At 73.3% G+C, this 17,182-nt stretch carries 18 protein-coding genes; 9 read left to right on the top strand and 9 right to left on the bottom strand.

The features are described from left to right. Window positions 1-90: 90 nt before the first annotated feature. The 3 genes from H9641_RS13025 to H9641_RS13035 all read left to right on the top strand — a co-directional run bounded on the left by H9641_RS13025 (window position 91) and on the right by H9641_RS13035 (window position 1,801). A complete protein-coding gene (locus H9641_RS13025; protein ID WP_191804438.1) occupies window positions 91-423 on the top strand; it encodes an ArsR/SmtB family transcription factor in 333 nt (110 codons plus the stop codon). Then, window positions 420-1,193, top strand: coding sequence for a cation transporter (locus H9641_RS13030; protein WP_191804440.1), 774 nt, complete (start codon window positions 420-422; stop codon window positions 1,191-1,193). The genes H9641_RS13025 and H9641_RS13030 overlap by 4 nt, the downstream gene beginning before the upstream one ends. A 110-nt stretch (window positions 1,194-1,303) precedes the next feature. Then, window positions 1,304-1,801 carry a DUF1269 domain-containing protein gene (locus H9641_RS13035; protein WP_191804443.1) on the top strand — a complete coding sequence of 166 codons (498 nt, stop codon included), beginning with the start codon at window positions 1,304-1,306 and terminating at the stop codon, window positions 1,799-1,801. 82 nt (window positions 1,802-1,883) lie between these two features. Here the strand turns inward: H9641_RS13035 and H9641_RS13040 are convergent, their stop codons facing one another. From H9641_RS13040 to H9641_RS13060, 5 genes are all read right to left on the bottom strand, one after another. Continuing rightward, complete coding sequence (locus tag H9641_RS13040; RefSeq protein ID WP_191804445.1) at window positions 1,884-2,552, bottom strand: response regulator; 669 nt, start codon at window positions 2,550-2,552, stop codon at window positions 1,884-1,886. Further along, window positions 2,549-3,814 carry a sensor histidine kinase gene (locus H9641_RS20770; RefSeq protein WP_191804447.1) on the bottom strand — a complete coding sequence of 422 codons (1,266 nt, stop codon included), beginning with the start codon at window positions 3,812-3,814 and terminating at the stop codon, window positions 2,549-2,551. Before H9641_RS20770 ends, H9641_RS13040 begins: the two co-directional genes overlap by 4 nt. 7 nt (window positions 3,815-3,821) lie before the next feature. Then, window positions 3,822-4,409, bottom strand: a complete 588-nt coding sequence (locus tag H9641_RS13050) for a hypothetical protein (RefSeq protein ID WP_191804449.1) — start codon at window positions 4,407-4,409, stop codon at window positions 3,822-3,824. A 200-nt stretch (window positions 4,410-4,609) separates the two neighbouring features. Then, window positions 4,610-4,963, bottom strand: a complete 354-nt coding sequence (locus H9641_RS13055) for a nuclear transport factor 2 family protein (RefSeq protein ID WP_191804451.1) — start codon at window positions 4,961-4,963, stop codon at window positions 4,610-4,612. A gap of 60 nt (window positions 4,964-5,023) precedes the next feature. Next, window positions 5,024-5,791, bottom strand: a complete 768-nt coding sequence (locus tag H9641_RS13060; protein ID WP_191804453.1) for an SDR family NAD(P)-dependent oxidoreductase — start codon at window positions 5,789-5,791, stop codon at window positions 5,024-5,026. A gap of 91 nt (window positions 5,792-5,882) precedes the next feature. Between H9641_RS13060 and H9641_RS13065 the strand changes: the two genes are divergently transcribed. Both H9641_RS13065 and H9641_RS13070 read left to right on the top strand, forming a co-directional pair. Next, window positions 5,883-6,887: a C-terminal binding protein gene (locus H9641_RS13065; protein WP_191804455.1), complete on the top strand. Its 1,005-nt coding sequence runs from the start codon at window positions 5,883-5,885 to the stop codon at window positions 6,885-6,887. 82 nt (window positions 6,888-6,969) lie between these two features. Next, on the top strand, window positions 6,970-7,827 hold the full coding sequence (locus tag H9641_RS13070; RefSeq protein WP_191804617.1) for a fumarylacetoacetate hydrolase family protein: 858 nt from the start codon (window positions 6,970-6,972) through the stop codon (window positions 7,825-7,827). Window positions 7,828-7,938: 111 nt separating this feature from the next. Here the strand turns inward: H9641_RS13070 and H9641_RS13075 are convergent, their stop codons facing one another. Both H9641_RS13075 and H9641_RS13080 read right to left on the bottom strand, forming a co-directional pair. Beyond that, window positions 7,939-8,808, bottom strand: coding sequence for an SMP-30/gluconolactonase/LRE family protein (locus tag H9641_RS13075; protein WP_191804457.1), 870 nt, complete (start codon window positions 8,806-8,808; stop codon window positions 7,939-7,941). 65 nt (window positions 8,809-8,873) lie between these two features. Next, complete coding sequence (locus H9641_RS13080; RefSeq protein WP_191804460.1) at window positions 8,874-9,347, bottom strand: nitroreductase/quinone reductase family protein; 474 nt, start codon at window positions 9,345-9,347, stop codon at window positions 8,874-8,876. Window positions 9,348-9,893: 546 nt separating this feature from the next. On the opposite strand from H9641_RS13080, the gene trpS reads away from it, so the two are divergent. Further along, complete coding sequence (gene trpS, locus H9641_RS13085) at window positions 9,894-11,030, top strand: tryptophan--tRNA ligase (protein ID WP_191804463.1); 1,137 nt, start codon at window positions 9,894-9,896, stop codon at window positions 11,028-11,030. Between the two features lie 99 nt (window positions 11,031-11,129). Here trpS and H9641_RS13090 read toward each other — a convergent pair whose 3' ends face one another. Next, window positions 11,130-13,085 (bottom strand): phosphoenolpyruvate carboxykinase (GTP), encoded by a 1,956-nt coding sequence (locus H9641_RS13090; RefSeq protein ID WP_191804465.1) that lies wholly within the window; start codon window positions 13,083-13,085, stop codon window positions 11,130-11,132. A gap of 138 nt (window positions 13,086-13,223) precedes the next feature. On the opposite strand from H9641_RS13090, the gene H9641_RS13095 reads away from it, so the two are divergent. Then, on the top strand, window positions 13,224-14,726 hold the full coding sequence (locus H9641_RS13095; RefSeq protein ID WP_191804467.1) for an XRE family transcriptional regulator: 1,503 nt from the start codon (window positions 13,224-13,226) through the stop codon (window positions 14,724-14,726). An 87-nt stretch (window positions 14,727-14,813) separates the two neighbouring features. Here the strand turns inward: H9641_RS13095 and H9641_RS13100 are convergent, their stop codons facing one another. Next, entirely contained in the window at window positions 14,814-16,082 is a 1,269-nt protein-coding gene (locus H9641_RS13100; protein ID WP_191804619.1) for an alpha/beta fold hydrolase, read from the bottom strand. 149 nt (window positions 16,083-16,231) lie between these two features. Between H9641_RS13100 and H9641_RS13105 the strand changes: the two genes are divergently transcribed. Both H9641_RS13105 and H9641_RS13110 read left to right on the top strand, forming a co-directional pair. Continuing rightward, on the top strand, window positions 16,232-16,696 hold the full coding sequence (locus tag H9641_RS13105; protein WP_191804469.1) for a Fur family transcriptional regulator: 465 nt from the start codon (window positions 16,232-16,234) through the stop codon (window positions 16,694-16,696). 38 nt (window positions 16,697-16,734) lie between these two features. Then, window positions 16,735-17,097 carry a hypothetical protein gene (locus tag H9641_RS13110; protein WP_191804471.1) on the top strand — a complete coding sequence of 121 codons (363 nt, stop codon included), beginning with the start codon at window positions 16,735-16,737 and terminating at the stop codon, window positions 17,095-17,097. The last annotated feature ends 85 nt before the right edge of the window (window positions 17,098-17,182 follow it).

Here is a 17,182-nt window from a genome sequence, read left to right on the forward strand (position 1 = left end):
GTCGCTCGCACGAGCCGGCGGCCCCGTCGCCCCGCACCGCCGACTGGTACAGCCTTTTCTGGATTCATGATCCCGTGTACTGTCCCGTCCATGGAGACCGTCACCCTCACGCACACCGCGGCGCTCGCGCGGCTCGGGCACGCGCTGTCCGACGAGACGCGCGCGCGCATCCTGCTGACGCTTCGTGAAGCGCCCGCGTACCCCTCGGACCTGGCCGACGCCCTGGGCGTCTCGCGCCAGGTCATGTCCAACCAGCTCGCGTGCCTGCGCGGGTGCGGGCTCGTCGAGGCGATCCCCGACGGCCGACGCACCTGGTACCGGCTCGCCGACAGCCACCTCGCGCCCGCCCTCGACGACCTGCTGCAGCTCGTCGTCACGGTCGACCCCACGTGCTGCTCGCCCGACGGGTGCACCTGCTCATGACCGGGACGACGACCTCCGCCCGCGAGGTGCGCGGGCAGAGCCTCGCGCCCGCCCGTCGGACCCTCCTGGAGCGCCGCGTGCGCTGGATCGTCACCGCGACCATCGCCTACAACGTGGTCGAGGCGGTCGTCGCGATCACGGCCGGGCGCATCGCGTCCTCGGCGGCGCTCGTGGGCTTCGGCCTCGACTCGGTCGTCGAGGTGCTGTCGGCCGCGGCCGTCGCGTGGCAGTTCGCAGCCCCCGACCCGCACCGCCGCGAGCGCACGGCCATGCGCCTCATCGCGGTGTCGTTCTTCGGCCTCGCGCTGTTCGTGGGCGTCGACGCCGCCCGGACCCTGCTCGGGGCCTCGGAGCCCGACCACTCGACCGTCGGGATCGTGCTCGCGGCCGTGAGCCTCGCCGTCATGCCGTTCCTGTCCTGGTTCGAGCGCCGCACGGGGCGCGAGCTCGGCTCGGCCTCGGCCGTGGCCGACTCGCGCCAGACCCTCCTGTGCACGTACCTCTCGGCCGTGCTGCTCGTGGGCCTGCTGCTCAACACGACCCTGGGCTGGACGTGGGCCGACCCGATCGCGGCGCTCGTCATCGCGGCCGTCGCGATCAAGGAGGGCGTCGAGGCCTGGCGCGGTGACGCGTGCTGCACCCCGGTCGCCGGGCTGAGCCGCTCGACCACGGCGTCCGACGGCGAGGAGGGCGCGCCGTCGGGCCCGGCCGTGCGTGCCACGGGTGGCGAGACGCCCGACGGCGACGGCTGCTCCTGCTGCGCCGGCTGACCGGCCTCCGATGGCGGCGCCGGGCAACCGCACCTACGGTCGAGGAGGACCCGCGCCCGGACCGGGACGGTGTCCTCCCGAGAACCGACGACGACGGAACGAGGCATGTGGTGGCAACGCTGACCGTGTGGAAGTTCGAGACTCCTGAAGGTGCGCAGCAGGCGGAGGACGCGCTGCTCGGGCTGCAGAAGCAGGAGCTGATCCAGGTGCAGGACGCGGCGATCGTGTCGTGGGAAGAGGGCAAGAAGAAGCCCAAGACGCGCCAGTCCAACAACACGACGGGCATCGGCGCGCTGGGGGGTGCGTTCTGGGGCCTGCTGTTCGGGATCATCTTCTTCATCCCGATCATCGGCGTCGCGATCGGCGCGGCCGCCGGGGCGCTCGCGGGCTCGCTGACCGACGTCGGTATCGACGACGACTTCATCGACACCGTGCGGTCCAAGGTCACGCCCGGCACGTCGGCGCTGTTCGTCCTCACGTCCGGGGCCGTCATGGACCGTGTCCACGAGGCGCTCAAGGCGCAGGGCATCCACGGTGAGCTCATCCAGACCAACCTGTCGACCGACGAGGAGGCCAAGCTCCGCGCGGCCTTCGACGACGCGGTCTGACCGCAGGCAAGGAACGACGACGGTCCCGGTCCGCACGGACCGGGGCCGTCGTCGTGCCGCCTCCGGGAGGGAGGCGCCTGCGCTACGAGCGCACGAGCGTGATCGCCTGCGCCCGGTCGCGCACCTCGAGCTTCGCGAAGATCGCGTTGATGTGGGTCTTGACGGTCGTCATGCCGACGAAGAGGCGCTCGGAGATCTCCGAGTTGCTGAGCCCCTGCCCCACCAGCTCCAGGACCTCGCGCTCCCGGGCCGTCAGGGCGGGGAACCGGCGCGACAGCGGGAGCGAGGAGGCCGGGGCCGAGACGGTCACGGCGGGGCCCCGCCCGGTGAGCGATCCCACCAGCACGTCGCTGACCGTGGGAGCCAGGAGCGTCTGGCCGAGCGCCACCGTGCGGATCGCGTTCGCGACCTCGGCCCGTCCGGCGTCCTTGGTGAGGTAGCCGCGGGCTCCCGCCCGCAGGGCGCCGAGGATCGACGCGTCGTCGGCATGGGTGGTCAGGACGAGGACGGCCGTGGCCGGGTGCGCCGCCAGGATCTGCTCGGTGGCGGCGACGCCGTCGACCCCCGGCATGCGCAGGTCCATGAGGATCACGTCGGGGTGCAGGGTCGCGGCGAGCCGGACGGCCTCCCCGCCGTCGGAGGCCTCGCCGACCACCTCGAAGTCGGGGACGAGCGAGAGGACCGTGACGAGGCCGTCTCGGACGATCGCCTGGTCGTCGACGACCAGGAGGCGGATGCTCTCGTCGTTCATCGCAGGGCCACCGCGACCGCGACGGTGAACGCCTCGGCGTCGTCGCCGACCCGGACCTCGCCGCCGAGCGGAAGGGCGGAGATCCGGGCGCGCATCCCGGTCAGCCCGTGGCCCGCTCCTGTCGCAGCGAGGGGCGAGCGCGGGCCGGGGGACCGGGGAGTGGTGAGCGTGAGGAGCACGCGAGCATCGTCCCAGACGATCGTCGCTCGCACGGGCATCCCGGGCGCGTGCTTGCGGGCGTTGCTCAGACCTTCCTGCACTGCCCGGTGAAGAGCCGTCGACTGCTCGCGACCGAGGGGACGAGGATCCCCGGACTCGACCAGGCTCACCGTGCCCCCCAGCTCACGGTGGTCGGCGAGGAGGGAGGCCAGGTCGTCGTCGGGCACGGCAAGGGTGCTGACGACCGATCGCGCCTCGCGCAGGCCCGAGGCGGCCAGGCGCCGTCCGGCCGCGACCCGCGACGCGGCCCCGTCGACGTCCCCCGCCTCGAGCAGGGCCTCGATCGCGTCGAGCTGGACGACGAGCCCGCCCAGGCTGTGGGCCAGCACGTCGTGGATGTCCCGCGCGATCCGGGCCCGCTCCTCGAAGGCTGCGGAGCGGACGCGGTCGTGCGCGGCGACGAGCCGCTCGGCCGCGAGGAGCTGGGTGCCGGCGGTCGCGAGCCGGGACTGCCGCCGGCTGAAGCCCAGGGTCGCTGCGAGCACGAACACCGCGACCATCCCGAGGACGAGCACCACGGGGAAGTCGCCCCGGACGACGAGGAAGACCCCCTGGAGCGCGACGGCCGTCGCCGCGAGCCCGATCCCGTAGCCCAGGGGGCGAGCGGGCCGGCCGATCGCCATGACGATGGCGGCGAAGACCGGGGCGATCGTGAGGCCGCCCGTGGGGACGACGACGAGTGCGCCGCAGACCGTCATCACGACCTCGGCGGCCGTGACCAGGCCGACCCTCTGGAGCGGTACGAACACGCGGACGACCCAGGCGGCGACGGCGACCAGGCCCAGCCACGTGACGAGCGTCAGGAGGCCGGGTGCGGGCGAGGTCACGAGCTGGTTCGCGAGCACGAAGGCGACCACGGCGGCCCCGGCGAGGTTGAGGATCTGGCCCGTCCGGCTGTGCCCGGTGTCGGCCGCGAGGACCTGGCGCCGCAGCGCGTCTCCGGGTGGGGGAGGCCCGCCCGCGGGCGGAGCGGCGGGCCGGGCGTCGCCGGACTCGTCGTGGGACGGGGGACGGGTGCCCTGGGAGGGGGCGGGGGTGCTCACGGGACCATCATGCGACCTGCGCGGTCGCACGCAGGCTCGCCCCCCGGTTCTCGGACGCGGCGTCGTCGCGGGCGAGGCGACCCGCGCGGGCGGTCACGACCAGGACGCGAGCCGCCCGGTTGGCTGCGAGCAGCAGCAGGATCACGCCCGCCGAGGCGGCGAGGTGTGCTCCGGCGGCGCCTGCGAGCGCGCCGGTCACGAGGCGTGCGACGATCAGCGCGACCCACAGGGTGAGTGCGACCCACCCGGCTCGCGACTCGAGCGTCGCGCCGGCCGCGACCGCACGGTCCCGACGACGCTGTGCCCGTCCCGGCGCTGGGGCGGCGGCCGGGTCGATCGCCCGGAACGAGGTCATCGCGCCGATGAGCGCACCCACACCGACCGACACCACGAGCTCGCTCGCGACGACGACCAGGTCGAGCCCGGTGGGCCGGGTCGTGAGGGCCGACGAGAGCGACAGCACGCCGACCGCGCCCAGGACCGCGGGGAGCGTCCACATGCGCGCCGAGACGGCACGCCAGGTCGTCTGGCGGTAGCCGAGCCAGCAGAGGACGGCGACGGCGATCAGTGCGGGTTCGAGGTTCTCGGGGTTCACGGAGGGCTCCTGAGGGCGAGGCGGGATGACGTCCTCAGCCTGCTCCGCCCGAGCCCCCGTGCCCACGGTCCGCGGGTGGAGATCCGGGTGGAGATCCTCGCGACGGGGTGGAGGCCCTGTTCGCCCCCGACGGGTCCGGGCAGGGCGAAGCCCGATCGATCAAGGGGGGTGACCGACCGGGCTTCGCGTTCGTGGGGGCGTCAGGCCTTGAGCATGCTCGCCCGGGTGATGACGCCGTCGAGGACCTCGAAGGTGGCGACGGTCTCGCCGGACCCGTTCGAGGTCGTCACGATCTCGCGTGCGACCACCCATCGTTCACCGTACGCCACCGAGGCGTCGATCGTGCAGTGCACATCGCCGCCTGCGAGGCGGGGGCCGTAGAACGCGCGCAGCGCGTCCTTGCCGACGATCGGCTCGGGCGTCACTCCCACGACCACGGTGTCCTGCGCGTAGGTCGCGAGGAACCGCTCCAGGTCGTGCGCGTTGAACGCGGCGACCTGCTCGGTGACCACGGCGTGGGCCGTCTCGCTCGGGGGTGCGGTGCGCTCGGTCATGCGTCTGCTCGTCTCGTCGGTCGTCAGGTGGGTGGTTGCGCGCTGGTCGGTCCGACCGCGTCAGTCGATCCGGACGCCGCCGTTGATGTCGTACGTGGCCCCCGTGACGAACCCTGCCCGCGGGGAGGCGAGCGACGCGATGACCCACGCGACGTCGTCGGGCGTGCCGAACCTGCCCAGCGGGATGGCGGACGTCAGGGCCGCGCGGCCCGCGTCGTCGAGCTGGTTCGTGATGTTGCTCGTGACGGGACCCGGCGTGACCGCGTTGGCGCGGATGCCCTCGGCGGCCAGGAGGCGCGCGAAGCTGCGCGTGATCGCGAGGAGCGCGCCCTTGCTCGCGGCGTAGTGGACCCCGGTCTTGAGCGCGCCCTGCTGGCCCGCGATCGAGGCGACGTTGACGATGCTGCGGTCGACGGGCTCCTCGCCCTCGGGGGCCGCGGCGGCCCGCAGGAGGGGGAGCGCGGCGCGCGAGAGGACGAACGTGCCGCGCGCGTTGGTCTCCATGACGGCGTCCCACTCGTCGAGCTCGATGTCGTCGAGCGCGCGGTAGGGGCACATGCCGCCGTTGTTGACCAGGACGTGGAGCGCGCCCCAGTGCCGGGTGACGTCCGCGACGAGCTTCTCGACCGAGGCGACGTCGCGCAGGTCGAGGCGCGAGACGTGGCACGTCGCGCCGAGCTCGGTCGCGAGGTCCGCGGTCGTGCGCGCCCCGAGCTCGTCGTGGGCGTAGGTGAGCCGGAGGTCGTATCCGTCACGGGCGAGCTGGAGGGCGGTCGCGGAACCGATCCCGGAGCTGGCGCCCGTGATCAGCGCAAGTCGTCGAGCCATGAGCCAAACGCTATAGCAAATTGCGCGGATCGCAAGCCTCGCGTCCACGCACGCTGGCCGTGGGTTGCTAGATGCTATAGCATTTCGGCTCATGAACCCCGACACCGTCGTCATCACCGACTGCGACCTCCCGGGCACCGCCTGCGAAGACACCGTCACGGCCGCCGGCCTCGGTGTCGTGCGCGGGGCGGCCCGCACGGAGGACGACGTCATCGCCCTCGTCCGCGACGCCGCGGCCGCAGGCGCCACCCCGTCCGCCCTGGTCGTCCAGTGGGCGCCCCTCACCGCACGTGTCCTCGACGAGATCGAGGGCGTCCGCTTCATCAGCCGCATGGGCATCGGCTACGACATGGTCGACGTCGTCGCCGCGACCGAGCGCGGGATCGCCGTCGCCAACACCCCGACCTACTGCATCGAGGAGGTCGCGTCCCACACGGTCGCGATGGTCCTGGGGCTCAGCCGGGGTCTGGTCGGCTACGACCGCGCCGTGCGCGACGGCGTCTGGGCCGCGACCGCCCCGCGCCCCATGGCCGCGCGGCTGTCCGCGACCACGGTCTCGGTCATCGGCTACGGCCGCATCGGCTCGCTCGTGGCGCGCAGCTGCGCGGCGCTCGGCTACCGCGTCCTGGTCCACGACCCGTTCGTGCCCGACGTCGACGTCGCCGCGGCCGGCTACCTGCCCGTCTCGCGCGAGCAGGCCATCGCCGAGGCCGACGTGCTGAGCCTGCACGCCCCGCTCAGCGAGGCCACGAGGCACCTGCTCGACGCGACGTCGATCGCGACCATGAAGCCCGGCGCGGTCGTCGTCAACACGTGCCGCGGCCCGCTGATCGACGAGGACGCCATGGCCGACGCGCTCGAGGCCGGGCACCTGGGGGCTGCGGCCCTCGACGTCTTCTCGCACGAGCCGCTCCCCGCCGACTCGCGCCTGCGGACGCTCGACCAGGTGCTCCTGAGCCCCCACGCCGCCTGGTTCTCGCCCGAGGCCATGGCCGACCTGCCCGTGCACACCGCGCAGAACGCGATCGAGTTCCTCGCGGGTCGTCCCGTCGGGTCGATCGTCAACCCGGACTACGCCCGCGCCCTGGCACGCTGACCTTCCGTCCACCCCTGTCCGACGGTGAGTGCTCCGCGCCCACCGTCGGACCCGACCCTCCTGGAGCACCACCGTGCAGCACGTGCAGCTCATGCGCCTCGGCCTCCCCGGCCACGAACGCCCCGTCGTCCGCACCGCGGACGGCACCACCTACTCGCTCGACTCCTTGACCCGTGACGTCGACGGCGAGTTCCTCGCGGCCGACGGCGTCGCACGTACCCGGGCCGCCCTCGACGCGGGCGAGCTGCCCGTGGTCGTGGACGCCGACGCGCTGCGGGTCGGGGCCCCGGTGGCCCGGCCCACGGCCGTGGTGTGCATCGGGATGAACTACGCCGCGCACGCCGCCGAGTCCGGCTCCGAGCCGCCGACCGTCCCGATCATCTTCTGGAAGCACTCCAACACCGTGGTCGGGCCCGACGACGACGTGCTGCTGCCCCCGGGCGCCCAGAAGGTCGACTGGGAGGTCGAGCTCGCGATCGTCATCGGGAAGAGGGCCCGCTACCTCGCGTCCCCCGCGGACTCCGCGGCGCACGTCGCCGGGTACACGGTGTCCAACGACGTGTCCGAGCGCGACTACCAGATGGCGGTCTCGGGCGGTCAGTGGTCCAAGGGCAAGAGCTGCGAGACGTTCAACCCGATGGGGCCCGCGCTCGTCCCGGCCGACCAGGTCGACGCCACGAACCTGCGCCTGCGCTCGTGGGTCAACGGGGAGGTCCGCCAGGACTCCTCGACGGCCGACATGATCTTCGACGTCGACTTCCTCGTGTGGCACCTGTCGCAGTACATGGTGCTCGAGCCGGGCGACGTCATCAACACCGGGACGCCGCAGGGGGTCGCGCTCTCGGGGCGCTTCCCCTACCTGGTCGACGGCGACGTCATGGCCGTCGAGATCGAGGGCCTGGGCCGGTGCGAGCAGAAGGTCCGCGACGCGGTCGTGTGACGCGCCGAGGTGCACCCGGCGGTCGTCGGAGGGCCGGTGCCGGGTGCGCCCGGTGTACGTGAGACGGGAGAGGTGCCGGTGGAGGCCGCCGCCTCTCCCGTCTCACGTACGTCAGCCCGCGAACGGCAGGACCGGCAGTCCCGTCACGCCGGGCGTCACACGGAACACCGACCCCGCGTCGGTCTCGGGCTCGAACGGCTCGCCGATCATGAGGCGCGACGTCGTGATGAAGAGCTCGTCGAGGTCCGCGCCGCCGAACGTGCACGCCGTGACGTGCGAGGCGGGCAGCTCGACGACCTCGGACAACGAGCCGTCCGGGGCGTAGCGACGCACCGCGTTGCCACCCCACAGCGCGACCCACACGCCGCCCTCGGCGTCGACCGTGAGCCCGTCGGGCAGCCCGTCCTCGCGCGGGATCTCGACCAGGGCCCGACGGTTCGCGAGCGGCTCGGCCGCGCCCGCGTCGTAGTCGAACACGTCGACCCGGCACGTGAGGGTGTCCACGTAGTACGCGAGCGTCCCGTTGGGCGAGAAGCCCAGCCCGTTCGAGCACGTGACGTCCGACAGCACGAGGCGGGCTGCGCCGTCGGACTCGATGCGGAACAGGGCGCCCGCGCCCGCCCGGTCGTCGAACGGCATGGACCCCGCGTAGAACGCGCCGTCGGGCGTCGTCGAGCCGTCGTTGAGGCGGACCGTCGGGTCGCTCCACAGCTCGGGGAACGGGCGCACGGGGGAGGCGGGGTCCTCGTCGTCGACGAGCGCGAGCCCACGCTCCAGCCCGACGACGTAGCCGCCCCGCGAGCGCGGACGCACCATGGTCGCGTAGTCGCCCACGTGGCGTCGGGTCACGGACGCGTCGGGCCCCAGGGTCAGCAGGTCGCCGGCCATCATGTCGACGAACCGCAGGCCGCCCCAGGTGGGGGACCAGACCGGCCCCTCGCCGTGGTGGGCAACGGGACCGGTGATGTTCTCGGCGCGCATGGAGCCATTCTCCCGGACCAGGGAGCCGGTGCGGGACGTGCGCACCGACCCCCGTGCCGGACCCGTCAGGCGATGCTGTCGACCGAGCGCGGGGCCTCGTCGGACGTCGACCCGGCCGACGAGGCGGGCGCCGGCGCCTCGAGGGCGACGACCGGCAGGGTGCGTCGCGCCGTGGCCTGGTACGCGTCCCAGCCCGGTTCCGACGCGGCGGCCCGGGCGAAGAGCGTGTCGCGCTCCGTCCCCTCCAGGACCGTGGCCAGCGCCTCGTACGTGCGCAGTCCGTCCTCGACCGTCACCAGCGGGTGCGCGACGAGGTTGTGGAACCAGGCGGGGTGCTGGGGTGCGCCGCCGGCAGAGGCGATGACGAGCACGCGGCGGTCGCCGTCGGGCAGGGCGCCCAGGGGCACGGTGCGTCGTGTCCCGGTGCGGGCGCCGGTCGTGGTCAGCAGGAGCAGGCGCGCTCCCTCGAAGTAGCCGCCGACACGGCCGGCGTTGGTGCGGAACTCGTCGATGATCTGGTCGTTGAAGGAAAGGGGCATGCGCGGTGTGATCTCCAGGTGTGGTCGACCCGTGGCGTCCGGGCGCGCGGCATGCCGCCGGCGCGGCCGGGCTCGGGTCAGGTGTCATGCGGGGGGAGGGGCGGGGCCCGGGGCTCGAGGGCGAGCGAACAGGGCCGGTTCGAGGCGTCTCCGAGAGGCGACGGCGTCGAGGAGGCGCGGACCTGCGGCACGCGCCGGTGCGGGGGCCCGCGAGGCCGCCCCGCGGTCACTCAGCGGCCGGGTAACCTGCTCGCTCGTGGCCCAAGGCCGACCCGGTAGTCACGGCCTCGACCCTAGGCCCTCGGGGCAGGGGAGGGCAACGGGTCCGGCGTGCAGGGGGCGAGGCGGACGGCCTGCTCGGCGGCCCGCGGCTGCGTGCCCGGGGCGACGGCAGGCGTAGCCTAGGACCCATGACAACGCGCAACTGGTGGTGGCCGCCCTCGCAGCCGTGACCAGTCGTGTCCCCCGAGCTGCCCTCTGTGCAGCCCGGGTCGGCCCTCCGTCGCCTCCGGCGAGCGAGGGCGGCTCCTGATCCAAGGAGCACCCATGACCCTCACCACCGCAGCAACCGCCGCTGCAGCCACCCCTGCCCGGGGGACTCGTCCGCCCGAGGCGGGCTCCGCCGTCGGGACCCTCGACGCAGCCCGGGCCCGCAGCCTCGAGGTCGAGGCACGGATCGCCGCGGACCCCGCGGACTTCCGCGTCCTGACGGGCGAGCGCCCGACGGGCGCGCTGCACATCGGTCACTACTTCGGGACCATCGCGAACCGCGTGCGGCTCCAGCAGGCGGGCGTCGAGGTCTTTCTGATCCTCGCCGACTACCAGGTCATCACCGACCGCGACGAGGCGGGCGACCTGCGCGCGACCGTGCGCGAGATCCTGCTCGACTACCTGGCTGCCGGGATCGACCCGGACCGGACCACGGTCTTCACGCACAGCGCGGTCCCCGCGCTCAACCAGCTCCTGCTGCCGTTCCTGAGCCTCGTGAGCGTCGCCGAGCTCGATCGCAACCCGACCGTCAAGGCCGAGACCGCGGCAACCGGCGGCCGGGCGATGAGCGGGCTCATGCTGACCTACCCCGTGCACCAGGCCGCCGACATCCTCTTCTGCCACGGCAACCTCGTGCCCGTGGGACAGGACCAGCTGCCGCACCTCGAGATGACGCGCACGGTCGCGCGGCGCTTCAACCAGCGGTACTCCGCCGCCAACCCCTACTTCCCCGAGCCCGACGCGCTGCTCGCGCCCTCGCCCACGATCCTCGGGACCGACGGCACCAAGATGAGCAAGAGCCGGGGGAACACGCTGCCGCTCGGGGCGAGCGAGGACGAGACGGCCCGTTGGGTCAAGCGGGCCAAGACCGACGCCCAGCGGGCCATCACCTACGAGCCCGACGCCCGGCCCGAGGTCGCGAACCTCCTGACGATCGCGTCGCTGTGCACGGGGCGCACGCCCGAGGAGATCGCGGACGAGGTGGGTGACGCGGGAGCGGGACGGCTCAAGGCGCTCGTGACCGAGGCGCTCGTCGAGCACCTGCGACCCCTCCGAGCCCGGCGCGCGGCGCTCGCGGCAGGCGACGGGCCGGACGTGCTCGAGATCCTCGCGCGCGGCAACGCGCGGGCGAACGAGATCGCGGACCGCACGCTCGCCGACGTGCGCGAGCTCATGGGCATGGTCTACCGCTGACGGGTCCGGACCGGGGGCACGCGCGGGAGCGCCCGCCGCGGGAGACCGATGGTCCCCCGGGGCGGGCGCTGCGCCGCCCTCGGTGAGGAGGGCGTCGCCTCACTCGGCCCCGAGCCGCGACCGCAGCCGCGCGAGCTGTGCCCAGAGCTGGTCCGGCACCCGGTTGCCGAACGTGTCGAAGAACTCGCTCGTGAGCTCGGTCTCGGTGAGCCACGACGCGGCGTCCACCTCGAACAGCGCGTCGAGGGCGCCTTCCGGGAGGTCCAGCCCGTCGACGTCCAGCGCGCCCGGGGCGGGCAGCAGCCCGACGGCGCTCGTGACCGCCCCTGCGTCGGTCCGCAGGCCGCGCGACCGGTCGACCTGCTGGGCGATCCACGCGACGACGCGCGAGTTCTCCCCGAACCCCGGCCACAGGAACGAGCCGTCGGTGCCCTTGCGGAACCAGTTGACCTGGAAGATCTTGGGCCGCTTGGCCGGGTCGAGCCCCGCGCCGACGCTCAGCCAGTGCGCCCAGTGGTCGGCCATGTTGTAGCCGCAGAACGGCAGCATCGCGAAGGGGTCGCGGCGCAGCTCGCCCAGCGCGCCCTCGGCTGCTGCGGTGCGCTCCGACGAGATCGTCGCCCCCATGAACACGCCGTGCTCCCAGCTGTAGGCCTGGGCCACGAGCGGCACGTTGGTCGCGCGGCGCCCGCCGAAGATGATCGCGTCGATCGGGACGCCCGCAGGGTCCTCCCAGGTGTCGGCGATCGTGGGGCACTGCGCGGCGGCGACCGTGAACCGGGAGTTGGGGTGCGCGGCGGGCGTGCCCGCGGCCCCGTCGGCCGGCGTCCAGTCGTTGCCGCGCCAGTCGATCAGGTGCTCGGGGGCCTCGGGCGTGAGCCCCTCCCACCAGACGTCGCCGTCGTCGGTCAGGGCGACGTTGGTGAAGATGGTGTCGCGGTCGAACGTCGCGACCGCGACGGGGTTGGTGTCGATGCCCGTGCCGGGGGCGACGCCGAAGAACCCGGCCTCGGGGTTGATCGCGCGCAGCGTCCCGTCGGGGCCGCGACGCAGCCACGCGATGTCGTCGCCGATGGTCTCGACCTTCCACCCCGGCACGGTGGGCTGGAGCATCGCGAGGTTCGTCTTGCCGCACGCCGAGGGGAAGGCCGCGGCGAGGTGGTAGGCGCGCCCCTCGGGCGAGGTGGCCCGGACGAGCAGCATGTGCTCGGCGAGCCAGCCCTCGTCGCGGGCCATGGCCGAGGCGATGCGCAGGGCGAAGCACTTCTTGCCGAGCAGGGCGTTGCCGCCGTACCCGGAGCCGTACGACCAGATCTCGCGGGTCTCGGGGAAGTGGGCGATGTACTTGGTGTCGTTGCAGGGCCACGCGACGTCCTCGTGGAGGTCGATCGAACCGTCGGGGAGGTCGACCACGAGCGGGGCTCCGACCGAGTGGACGGCGGGCACGAACGGCGCACCGGCGTCGATCAGGGCCAGGACGTCGCTGCCGACCCGGGTCATGACGCCCATGCTCACGACGACGTACGGGGAGTCGGTGACCTGGATGCCTGCCTGCGAGAGGGGGCCGCCGACGGGTCCCATCGAGAACGGCACCACGTACATGGTGCGGCCGCGCATCGAGCCGTCGAACACCCCGCGCAGCTCGGCGCGCATGACGTCGGGCTCGCGCCAGTTGTTGGTGGGGCCCGCGTCGGCCTCGTCCTGCGAGCAGATGAACGTGCGGGACTCGACACGGGCCACGTCGCTCGGGTCCGAGCGGGCGAGGTAGCTGCCGGGGCGCAGCCCGGGGTCGAGCGGGCGGAGCGTGCCCGCGTCGACCATGAGATCGATCAGCCGCTGCTTCTCGGCCGCGGACCCGTCGCACCACACGACCGCGTCGGGTTCGGTCAGGTCCGCGATCTCGCGGACCCAGGCGCGCGGGTCGCGGGCCGCGCCGACGGCGGAGCGGGCACCGGGGCCGAACGCCGCTCCGGCCGTGGTCGCGGCGAGCGTGTCGGGCAGGTCCTCGGTGAGGGCGGCGTGGCGGGTGCGGCGAGGGTTGGCGGTCACGGTCATGATCGGGTCTCCGGTCCTGGGCGGGTGTCGTCCGCCCGGTGGGCGTCTGTTCTGCTGTTTCCACCTTCGACCCGGAACGACGCAGTTTTCCACTCAGATCCCTGTCAAGAATCGCGGTTCTTGACATAGAGTCAAGGAATGGCCGTCGACGAAGACCGCAAGATCCCCACGACCCCCGAGGTCCCCGCCGCCCCCGCGACCACCGACCTCATCACGCTCGGGCGCAGGATCCGCTGGTTCCGGACCCGCAGCGAGCTCACGCTCGACGCCCTCGGTGCGCAGGTGGGGACCACCGCGAGCCTCCTGTCGCTCATCGAGAACGGCAAGCGTGAACCCCGCCTGTCACTGCTCCAGGCGCTGGCCGGGGCGCTCGACGTCGCGGTCACGGACCTGCTCGCGGACGAGCCGCCGTCGCGCCGGGCAGCCCTCGAGATCGAGCTCGACCGAGCCCAGCGCGGCCCCTTGTTCGCGACCCTGGGCCTGCCGTCGGTCAAGGCCTCCCAGAAGCTGCCCATGCCGGTCCTGGAGAACCTCGTGGGCCTGCACGGCGAGCTCGCGCGGCGAGCGTCGGAGGCCATCGCGACGCCCGAGGAGGCGCGGCGCGCCAACACCGAGCTCCGGCTCGAGCGCCAGTCGCGCAACAACTACATCCCCGAGCTCGAGGACCTCGCCGAGGAGATGACGCGCCGGGCCGGCTACCGCGTGGGCGCGCTCACGCACCGCACGGTCGCGCGCATGGCCGAGCAGCTCGGCTTCACGCTGCTCCACGTCGACGACCTGCCGCACTCGACCCGCACGGTCACGGACCTGCGCAACGGCCGCATCTACCTCCCGCCGGCCTCGATCCCCGGGAGCCACGGTCTGCGTTCGCTGGGCCTGCAGGCCATCGCGCACCGGGTGCTCGGGCACCAGCGGCCCACGTCCTACGCCCACTTCCTGAGGCAGCGCGTCGAGATCACTTACTTCGCGGCGTGCTGCCTCATGCCGCAGTCGGCCGCGGTCGAGTTCCTCGAGCAGCGCAAGAAGGAGAAGGACCTCGCGGTCGAGGACTTCCGGGACGCGTTCGGCGTCTCGCACGAGGCCGCGTCGCAGCGCTTCACGAACCTCGCGACCTCGCGCCTGGGGATCCCCGTGCACTTCATGCGCGTGGGCGACGACGGCGCGCTCTACCGCGGCTACGCGAACGACGGGCTGCCGTTCCCTGCGGATGTCACGGGGGCCATCGAGGGGCAGCTCGTCTGCCGCCGGTGGGCTGCGCGCGAGGCCTTCGCGCGCCGCGACCGGGCGACCGAGTCCTACCAGTACACGGACACCCCGGCGGGCACGTTCTGGTGCAGCACCCAGACGGGCACGACGACGACGGGCGAGTTCTCGATCACGGTCGGGGTCCCGTTCGCCTCGGCCAAGTGGTTCCGTGGACGTGAGACGACCGTGCGGCGCGCCTCGACCTGCCCCGACGAGGCGTGCTGCCGTCGGCCGCAGGCGCAGCTCGCGCGCCGCTGGGAGGAGGTCGCGTGGCCCAGCGCGCGCATGCACCAGCACGTGCTGTCGGCCCTGCCCTCGGGGTCGTTCCCCGGGGTGGACGCCTCGGAGGTCTACGCGTTCCTCGAGAAGCACGCGCCGTCGCCCGACGCGGAGTGAGCAGGGACGCGCCGGTCCGCCCTGTGCGGCCTGGCCCGCCCGGACCCGCCCGGCGGGCCTGAGCCCGATCCGTCCCGGCGAGGACTGTCAGGCGTCGCGCAGCGGCCCGCCCTGCTGGTCGACGAGCGGCAGCAGACGTTCCAGCACGTCACCCGTGCGCAGCCCGTCGTGCTCGAACTCGTTCGTGACGAGCGCCTGCACGTTCCCGACGCGCGAGGCCGTGTCGAGCGACAGGTGGGCGTCGACGAACATGTCGTCGTAGTAGACGGCCGCGGCGACCGGGACCTCGTTGGCCGCGAGCACGTCCAGGTCGTACAGCGTGGTCCAGTCCTCGCGGCGGGCCAGCTCCTCGGCGGCGCCCCGGAAGTCTCGCAGGCCGGCGATCTCCTCGAACATCCAGGGGTAGATCATCTCGCCCGTGAAGAGCAGCGGTCGGGCCTCGGGGGAGAACTCCGGGTGCTCGGCGCGGACCCGCTCGGCGGCCCAGCCCGTGGCCCCGTGGCCCGAGGCGTAGATCGACTCGTGCAGCACCGCGTACAGGGGGTTCGTCCGGTACGAGGTCAGGTCCCGGACCTCGCTGAGGAACGTGTCGCTCAGGTCCTCGTCGCCGTGGTCGAACGCCTCGTCGAGCAGCCAGTGGACGCGTTCGAAGCCCGGCTTCATGCCGAAGTCCATGCCGAGGGTCTGGAGGCGTCGCACCGAGAGCGTGTCGCCGTCGGGCAGCGTGACGTCACCCACCGCGATCCTGTCCGCGATGCGCGCGAGGCGTGCGACGTCGTCGGGGAAGCGCGACGCGAAGCGAGCGTTCTTGGCCGCGGTGCGCGGGTAGGTGCGGCGGTAGACCTCGGTCGCGTCGGCCTCGAGGCCCGCGAGCCCGCCCGTGACGTAGCAGGCCGAGAGGCCCTCGGGGGCGCGCGAGAGGTACGTGAGCGTGAGGAAGCCCCCGTAGCTCTGCCCGAGCGACTCCCAGCGGCGGCCGCCGAACAGCGTGCGGCGCACGTGCTCGGCGTCGGCGACGATCGAGTCCGCGCGGAAGTGCGAGAGGTGCTCGGCCTGCGCGGCCGCGTCACCCAGCGCCGCGAGGTGACGCCCGCGCAGGGCCGAGCTGCGGCCCGTGCCGCGCTGGTCGAGCAGGATCACGCGGTGCGTCGCGAGCATGGTGCCCACCCAGCCGTCCGGCCCCGTGGGGCGAGGGCCCTTGCCTCCCGGGCCACCCTGGAGGAACACGAGCAGCGGGAGGTCGTCCCGCCGTCTGATCGGGTCGACGAGCTCGCGGGCGAAGACGGTGATCCGGCGGGAGTCGGTCTCGTCGAACCAGTCGAGGGGGACCTCGACCACGTGGTCGGTGACGTGCATCCCGGGGATCGTGTAGGTGGTCCTGCTCGCGTCGCTGAAGGTCACGCTCTTCACCCTACGTGGCGACGGCGGTCACCTCCCGGAGCCGTCTCTCCTTTGAGTCGGGCGTTGTTTTGACTGAATCAAAACAACCGTCTAGGGTCGTAGGCATGGACAGGACGGGTGGCTCGCGCAGCGCCACCGACCGGGCCGCGGACCTCCGCGCCGGGGGGCTGCGTGCGACGGCCGGCCGTGTCGCGGCGCTCGCCTACATCGACGAGCACCCCCACGTCAGCGCCTCCGACGTCTACCAGGCGCTCCGCGAGGAGCTGCCGTCGACGTCGCCCCAGGCTGTCCACAACATCGTGCAGGACCTGCACCAGCGGGGCATGCTCCGCCGGACGGACCTTCCCGGCTCCGCAGGAGCGCGTTACGAGACCCGGACGGGCGACAACCACCACCACGTGCAGTGCGTCGTGTGCGGCCGGGTCGAGGACGTGGACTGCGTGGTCGGCCACGCACCCTGCCTCACCCCGTCGGACAGCCACGACATGCGCGTGTTCGTGACCGACGTGACCTTCCGCGGGATCTGTCGATCCTGCGAGCAGACGGAGCCGGTCCACGCCGCGGAATGACGCGCGCCCCCCGACTCCCCCCTACCGAGAGGAACCACATGGCGACCATCGCCCAGACCCCCGACACGACCGTTCTCGACCAGCCGCAGGTGCTCCAGGAGACCCTGCTGGTGGGGACCGTGAACATGTCCGACCTGCGTCAGCAGCACGAGACCCTGCGCACGCTGCGCGACGACGAGTTCGTGGCCACCCTGGCGTGCTCGAGCCCCGGCGCCCCCAGCCAGGTGATCGGCCGCCGCGCCGACGGGCGCGCGTACGACCGCATCGCCCTCGCGTACGAGTCGGGCGGTCGGGTCGAGCAGCGGATCTGGTCGCTGGACTCCGACCACGGCGCCGAGGCGCGCTACCGCCTCCTCGAGGACACGGGCACGCGCGGCGGGTTCGCCGTCCTCTGCCGCTGAGCCCGACGTCCCCACGTCGCGGGGTCCCGCCCCGCGGGGGCTGAGGCGACGTGGGTGGACATGCCAGGAGGGGGGGGGGGGGGGG

It is taken from the genome of Oerskovia merdavium (assembly GCF_014836755.1).
Classification (GTDB): domain Bacteria; phylum Actinomycetota; class Actinomycetes; order Actinomycetales; family Cellulomonadaceae; genus Oerskovia; species Oerskovia merdavium.

Excerpts from the sequence above, each read along its gene's own strand:
- H9641_RS13025 (WP_191804438.1), top strand. The coding sequence starts at position 91 with ATGGAGACCGTCACCCTCACGCACACCGCGGCGCTCGCGCGGCTCGGG.
- H9641_RS13030 (WP_191804440.1), top strand. The coding sequence starts at position 420 with ATGACCGGGACGACGACCTCCGCCCGCGAGGTGCGCGGGCAGAGCCTC.
- H9641_RS13040 (WP_191804445.1), bottom strand. The coding sequence starts at position 2,552 with ATGAACGACGAGAGCATCCGCCTCCTGGTCGTCGACGACCAGGCGATC.
- H9641_RS13055 (WP_191804451.1), bottom strand. The coding sequence starts at position 4,963 with ATGACCGAGCGCACCGCACCCCCGAGCGAGACGGCCCACGCCGTGGTC.
- H9641_RS13060 (WP_191804453.1), bottom strand. The coding sequence starts at position 5,791 with ATGGCTCGACGACTTGCGCTGATCACGGGCGCCAGCTCCGGGATCGGT.
- H9641_RS13065 (WP_191804455.1), top strand. The coding sequence starts at position 5,883 with ATGAACCCCGACACCGTCGTCATCACCGACTGCGACCTCCCGGGCACC.
- H9641_RS13075 (WP_191804457.1), bottom strand. The coding sequence starts at position 8,808 with ATGCGCGCCGAGAACATCACCGGTCCCGTTGCCCACCACGGCGAGGGG.
- H9641_RS13080 (WP_191804460.1), bottom strand. The coding sequence starts at position 9,347 with ATGCCCCTTTCCTTCAACGACCAGATCATCGACGAGTTCCGCACCAAC.
- trpS (WP_191804463.1), top strand. The coding sequence starts at position 9,894 with ATGACCCTCACCACCGCAGCAACCGCCGCTGCAGCCACCCCTGCCCGG.
- H9641_RS13090 (WP_191804465.1), bottom strand. The coding sequence starts at position 13,085 with ATGACCGTGACCGCCAACCCTCGCCGCACCCGCCACGCCGCCCTCACC.
- H9641_RS13095 (WP_191804467.1), top strand. The coding sequence starts at position 13,224 with ATGGCCGTCGACGAAGACCGCAAGATCCCCACGACCCCCGAGGTCCCC.
- H9641_RS13100 (WP_191804619.1), bottom strand. The coding sequence starts at position 16,082 with ATGCACGTCACCGACCACGTGGTCGAGGTCCCCCTCGACTGGTTCGAC.
- H9641_RS13105 (WP_191804469.1), top strand. The coding sequence starts at position 16,232 with ATGGACAGGACGGGTGGCTCGCGCAGCGCCACCGACCGGGCCGCGGAC.
- H9641_RS13110 (WP_191804471.1), top strand. The coding sequence starts at position 16,735 with ATGGCGACCATCGCCCAGACCCCCGACACGACCGTTCTCGACCAGCCG.